Origin of the sequence: Streptomyces sp. NPDC003038 (assembly GCF_040611115.1) — a bacterium.
GTDB lineage: Bacteria > Actinomycetota > Actinomycetes > Streptomycetales > Streptomycetaceae > Streptomyces.
The window spans coordinates 1-1154 of record NZ_JBEXNN010000129.1; the positions used below are offsets into that span (position 1 = coordinate 1).

The 1154-nt window shown below is 66.0% G+C and carries 2 protein-coding genes; both read right to left on the reverse strand.

Features of this window, described 5'->3' with window-relative positions; all coding sequences use genetic code 11:
• Positions 1–3: 3 nt before the first annotated feature.
• Complete coding sequence (locus tag ABZX75_RS34430) at positions 4–552, reverse strand: transposase (protein WP_355418192.1); 549 nt, start codon at positions 550–552, stop codon at positions 4–6.
• Positions 549–1088 carry a winged helix-turn-helix domain-containing protein gene (locus ABZX75_RS34435; protein ID WP_355418190.1) on the reverse strand — a complete coding sequence of 180 codons (540 nt, stop codon included), beginning with the start codon at positions 1086–1088 and terminating at the stop codon, positions 549–551. Before ABZX75_RS34435 ends, ABZX75_RS34430 begins: the two co-directional genes overlap by 4 nt.
• Positions 1089–1154: the final 66 nt, after the last annotated feature.

Sequence of the window (1154 nt, forward strand, 5' to 3'; positions counted from 1 at the left end):
CCTCTACTGAGCTTGTAGGCGTGTTGTCGTGAAGGTAAGGCCGGTTGCGGTGAGGCATCCGTCGATGATGTCGCTGCGGTACTGGATCTGGCGGAGGCCGTGTCGTAGCCGGCGGATGAGGTGGTCGGGGTCGGTGAAGGCGGTGTTGGCCTGGCTGGTCCGGCGGAGAACCGACCAGATCCCTTCGACGGGGTTGAGGTCGGGTGCGTAGGGCGGCAGGTGGTAGGCGGTGATCCAGTCGTGTGCGTCGATGAAGGCCCGCATGCGGCGGTCTTTGTGGACGTTGAGGTTGTCCCATATGAGGACGATCGGGCCGCCGAGCTGCTGGTGGGCGGCGATGAGGAGGTCGCGGTACTCGGTCCAGGCGAAACTCTTGCGACCACCGCTCTTGTGGTCGGCATGCCGTTTGGGCCGGTAGATCAGGCGGGAGCGTTCGCCGGGTTTGTAGCAGCACAAAGCTGCGATGGAGAAGCGGCGCTGGGAACGGCCGCGGACCCGGATGACAGGAGTAGTTCCGCGTCGGCTCCAGGTGCGGGAGGTCGGCGGCGTCATCGAGAACCCGGCCTCGTCTTCGAAGACGGTCCAGGCCCCGAGCGCCGCCGCGGTGGTTCCACGTGTGGCCACACGTCCTTCACCCAGCCGGCCACTGCTGTCTCATCACGCTCGACGGCGCGGCGGGCCGGCACTTGGTGACTCCAGCCATGTCGCCGCAGCATCTGGGAGATACCCGACAGCGTCATGGACTTGTGGAACCGCCGCCCGATCAGCGTTTTGATCCTGGCCAGCGTCCATCGTTGATCAGGCCACCCGTGAGCGACCGGACCTTCGGCCAATTCGTCCTCGAGCACGGCGAACAGCACATCGCTCAGCTTCGGACGGGACGCCGGACCACGGGAACGGACCGCGTCTTGACCGGCCTCCCGCCAGGCCTGACGCCACCGCTGAACCGACCGGACGCTGACCCGTAACTCCTTCGCGATCTCCGCGCTGCCCCGCCCCGCGGCGAACAACCCGACTGCTTCCATCCGGACCCGCTCACGGAACGCTTGCCTCTCCGCGGTCAGACCCCCACCCTGCGGATACCTCATACCTACGGCATACCGCGACGATCACGAACCGTCAGCCCCTACGACAAGACGACTTCAAGGTCAGTA